Below are 4,753 nucleotides of genomic sequence, written 5' to 3'. Positions count from 1 at the left end.
TGGTGCGACTGACCTCGATCAGCAGCGCGTCCAGCGGGCCCTGCTTCGGCAGAAAGTCGTCGGCCGGCGGAATGGTTTGCTCCGGCGGATGCTGCCGTTCCTCCGGGTAAGCGGGCTCTGCCATGACCGTCACGGACGCGGCTCGCGAGTAAACCAGACGGCCATCGCGTATCACGCAGATCTCGGTCATCGATGGGCCGATGTCCACCAGCACCGTCCGGCCCGCGACGTCACCGCCCTCGATGACCGCAGCCTGGCTGGCGGAGGAGCGAAGACCGATGCGCTCGGCGGTCAGGCCCGCGGCTTCGAGCGTCTGCTGGTAGTACTCGATCACGTGGGCTCGAACTGCCGCGACCCACACATCACAGCTCGTACCGCCGTTGCCCGGAACGACCGCGAAATCGATCGCCGCCTGATCCTTGCTGAAGGGCAGTTCCTTGGCGATCTGGACGTGAACCATGGCCGCCAGTTCATCGCGGGTGCCCTTCGGCAGGGTAATCAGGTTGAGAATCACGTCCTGGCGGGGCACGTCGATCAGAACCTGCTTGGCCCGAATACGATGCTCACGCAGGGTTCGATTCAGGAAATCGCCCATCGAAGCGGGATCCCGGGCATTGACGCCGGGCCCCAACGGCACGTGGACCGCCTTGCGCAAGCGCACGCCCGACCGCGAAAACGCCGCTTCGATCACCCGAAGCGAGCGTTCGTCCCAATCGATACATAACACCGGTCGATCAAAGATCGTCATAAGACAATCCTTCGCCTTGCTTGTCGTTCCATACCGGGTAGCCGGCCCCCAGCGAACTGATGTCCCTGAAATACACGATCTGGGCCAGGTGCCCGCGCATCTCGACCACCACCTCGAACCGCTTGAACGTCCCGGTGTGGTCCGCGAAGCCGATCACATCCGCGCTGAACTGGATCGATCGCGTGGTCAGCATATTGGAAACGAGCGCAAATGTCTCGGCATCCAACACCCCGTTGGCAACCAGCCAGCCGATGCTCGTCTTCTGATCGCCGCTGATCTGCTCCCGCTGAGCAACGATGGCGGCGGCCTGCTCAGGTGAAAGCCCCGGAATCGTCTGTAGCACGATCACCGAGGCCGTGTTGACGTTGATTAGGCCCGGAATGACCGGCGCCGTCTCCACCGTGAAACGATCGCAAATCGCAATCATGTCCGCGGCGGTGATGGGGTTGGGTAGCGGAGTGCCGACCAGCTCATCTTCATCCTGGTCACCGGGCATCGAAGCCTGAGGCCCTCGATTCCGTCGTCGCTCGCTTCGGTCCCGTTGCTGCTCGCTCCAGGTTCTGGGCCTGTCCGGTCGGCCGTTGCGATCGTCATTCTCATTCTCGCCGCCGGACACCCGATCTCCTGAACGCCGATCCCCGCCTCGACCTCGATCGCCCCGGCGGTCTTGATTGCCGGCGGTCGGTTCGCCGCCGGTGCCATCATCGTCCTCCGCGCTCGACCCATCACCCCTGTCGGGCCGGGCACTCTGTCGGCGACGATCGCTCTTGCCCGGACCCCCGCCGTCACCCTGTCCGTTGCCCCCCGGGGCACCCCCGCCGCGGTCAGCGTTCTCATTGCCTCCCCCGCCTTGACCTTCGCCCTCGCCTTCCCCCTCACCCTCGCCTTCGCCCGTATCTTTGCGATCTTCGTTCAGGTAGTCGATGAGCTCGTCATACTCCCTCCAGGCCTTTGTGTAGTTGGACTTGCCGTTCTCATATACCTCCAGGCCCAGGAGTTCTCCGACCGATCGGAACTGGTAGCCTCGCTGTCTCGCCTCGGCAATGAACTCGATGATCTCGGGGCGAATCTCGAGCGTCAGGTACTGGAACTGCGGCTGTTCGAGCATTTGCGTCGAGACCGAATTGAGCGGGATCTTCGGCTTGTTGTCGGTGGCGGTGTTCCAGTCCCACGAGAAGACGGTGATGTAGGGCAGCAGACCGCGATAAAGCTTGCCGTCGCCGTTGTCGGGGGGAAAAATGTCGATCTCGTTGCCCCCGTCGTCCTCGTTGGCATCCAGGTAGCCGTTGCGATTGGCATCCTCGCCGTAGAGGACCAACCCGTCGAAGCCGCGAATCATGAGCAACTCGTCGATCGACTGCAGCGGGCGATTCTTGGCCCGGTAGCGCGGGCTGCGATGAGTATAATAGTACTCGCTTTCGGCCCCGTTGCTGGAGATGGGCGTGTCATCCGGATCCTGCCAGTCGATCAGCGAATCAGCGAGCATTTCCGGAAGCAGGTTGTCACGCCGGACCTGCTCCTGCAACTGGTCGAGGAGGCTCAGGACCTGGGCCCGCAGCGCTTTGTTTGCCAGATTGGCAATATTGATCTTGCCGGCCTCATCAGTGAGGCCATAGCGCATCTTGACGTCCTGGGCGCCGGGTCCGGTGTCGCGATAAGAGACGATGCTGTAGCGCCAGGCAGCCACGCCGGGCACAGCATCCTTCTCCCACGGACTGGCCGATAGCGTCTCGTCACCTTCGACCCAAACGGGCACACGCCGGAAATCATCCGGGTTGTCGTACCACACGTCCACGTTGGTCCGGCCGGTGCGCAAAACGTGGATCATCCGATCGATGCCCGAGCGGGCCGCCAGCCGGGCCTGTTGCAGGTCCTGCGACGCCTTCACCGCCGCCAACTCGGCGTTCATGCGGAAGGCGAACGTGCCGGCCAGCACGCCGAGCACGGCGATGATCGCCAACACGACAATGAGCACGATGCCGCGACGTCGCATCATTCCAGGCCCTCCGACGAGCGGCCGAGCTGGTCCGCCACGCCGAACTTGCGCGAGGTGATCAGCGACGGATCCGACTGAAGCACGTGAACCACAATGGTGAACCGGTCCGGGTGATGAATCTCGTCCTCCTCTTCCTCCTCGGACCCCTGCTTGGTCAGTTCGAGTTCCTCCCGGGTGGCCCGGACCCGCCCGATGGTGATCATCACCGCCTGGGGCAGGGCATAGCTTGCCTTTCCGGTCGCGGCCGCCTTGCCCATGTCGATGCCGCCGAACTCATCCACCGTCTGCCATTGGTCGAGCCACTGCATCCCGTCGAAGTACTGAAATCGCAGGTACTTGATCTCGGGAGCGTACAGTTCCGTCGTCACCGGGGGAACGTCCATGGGCAGGTCTTCGTCCTTTTGCGCCTCGCCAAGATCGGTGTCCAGGTCGACGATGACTTCCGGGTTCGGGTCAAAGACCTTCTGCTCCGAGCGAAACAGGCCATAGACAATCGGCAGACCATCCTCATCGTCGACCTCGTCGGGATCTTCGCGCAACTCATACTTGATGCGGATCAGATCGAGTTGGGGCGGCGGGAGGTTCGCGATCGCCGTGTCATCATACTCGATGTAGGAGTAATTCTCCGTCATCCGGTGGCGCACGATGGTAATACTGTTCCGGTCGCCCCGGAAACCGATTCCGTCGCCCGGAACGATGTCCGTGGCATGACGAATCTCGTCGGCGATCCGATCGAGAATCGCCCGGGTAAGCAGAACATCCTGGGCCAGAACCGAGCCTTCCTGCCGCACCCGCAGGACGGTGTTGTAGAAACCGAAAATGCCGGACATCATCAGGACGATCAGCGTCAGGGACAACAGGACCTCCAGCAAGGTGACGCCTCGGCGGCGTGCGGCCCGCGCCGGACGAGCGTTAATCGACCGTCCGGCTGTACACAGACCCACGCCGGCGCAGCCCGAAACACGAGCAACGGCCTTTGCTCGAAGTATTCGGTTCGTGATGTCGAACATCGCGCTCATCCGTCCCGCCATCTCGCGTTCAGGACATCAGATCTCGTATCTGCAACCGCAAATCGCGAATCCGACGCCTGCAACCTCAAACCCCGGATTTGAAATGTCAAATCTCAAATTCGAGGTTTGAAATCTTCAATTTCAAATCTGCAGTCGCAGGTCCCCAATGCACTCCGCGATCTCCCATCCATATCCGCCATCAGCAACTTGCCGTCTTCTCCCCCGCGCCTGCCGTCTGCGAGCCTAGTGTCCGACGCTGGGATAGGGCTGATCAACGTCCCGTGGCGTCGGAGCACCGGGCGTACTGTTCCTGTCGCCGCGGTTTCGCGGGTTGTTTCCTCTACCCGAGCCACCCGGCCGCCCCGGCGAGTCTTGTCGCCCACCAGGGCCCGAGGGTCGATCGACCCCGCCAGGCGGCCTGGATCCGCCGCCCGGCCTGCGATCGCCGAATCCCGGTTGACCACCGCCCGTTTCGCCCCTTCCACCGGCACCGGGCCTGCCTGGCCGGTCACCCACATTGCCGGGAGGCCCGCCGCCGGGAGGACCCTGACCTGCCGAGGCCTGGTCGCCCCCGCCACGGTTCCCGCCTTCTGCCGTCCCTCCACCACCGCGACCGCTGCGACCGCCCGCTCGCCCAAAACCTCTCTGAGCTTCGCCCACGCGGCTCAGACCGGGCCGGCCGCCGGCCGTGGCCTGGTACATGTCCTTAAGCTGCGACATGTTGCCTCGACCGATGCCAATCGTCTCCAGGATTTCGGCCAGGGCCATGAACTCTTCATCCGGCAACTGGGTCAGCATCCGCGGATCAAAACTCCCCGACTCCGACATCTCGAGAAGCGTTTTGAGGAGCGCGGCCAGTTCCGACTGGCTCAATCCGCCAGGCAAAGCCCCGCCATCGCCGGCTCCTCCGCCACCACCGGCACCACCGCCCCCACCACCACCGCCGCCACCGGCACCCCCGCCGCCGCCACCCCCGCCGCCACCCATCGGATCGAGGCC

3 protein-coding genes are annotated in these 4,753 nt (G+C 63.6%); all 3 read right to left on the bottom strand.

Annotated elements, in window-relative coordinates; all coding sequences use genetic code 11:
- The coding region (gene pilM, locus PLL20_21555; GenBank protein ID HPD32586.1) for a pilus assembly protein PilM at positions 1–748 on the bottom strand (748 nt) is incomplete at its 3' end.
- Positions 735–2,744 carry a type II secretion system protein GspK gene (locus PLL20_21550; protein HPD32585.1) on the bottom strand — a complete coding sequence of 670 codons (2,010 nt, stop codon included), beginning with the start codon at positions 2,742–2,744 and terminating at the stop codon, positions 735–737. The genes PLL20_21550 and pilM, both read right to left, overlap by 14 nt.
- Positions 2,741–3,754, bottom strand: coding sequence for a hypothetical protein (locus tag PLL20_21545; GenBank protein ID HPD32584.1), 1,014 nt, complete (start codon positions 3,752–3,754; stop codon positions 2,741–2,743). The genes PLL20_21550 and PLL20_21545 overlap by 4 nt, the downstream gene beginning before the upstream one ends.
- Positions 3,755–4,753 lie beyond the last annotated feature (999 nt).

The sequence above is a fragment of the Phycisphaerae bacterium genome, assembly GCA_035384605.1.
Lineage (GTDB): Bacteria > Planctomycetota > Phycisphaerae > UBA1845 > PWPN01 > JAUCQB01.
Note: the sequence above shows the minus strand (reverse complement) of the source record. Positions and strands in the feature narration are given on the sequence as shown.

Coding starts and splice junctions, on each gene's coding strand:
- PLL20_21550 (HPD32585.1), bottom strand. CDS start 2,744: ATGATGCGACGTCGCGGCATCGTGCTCATTGTCGTGTTGGCGATCATC.
- PLL20_21545 (HPD32584.1), bottom strand. CDS start 3,754: ATGTTCGACATCACGAACCGAATACTTCGAGCAAAGGCCGTTGCTCGT.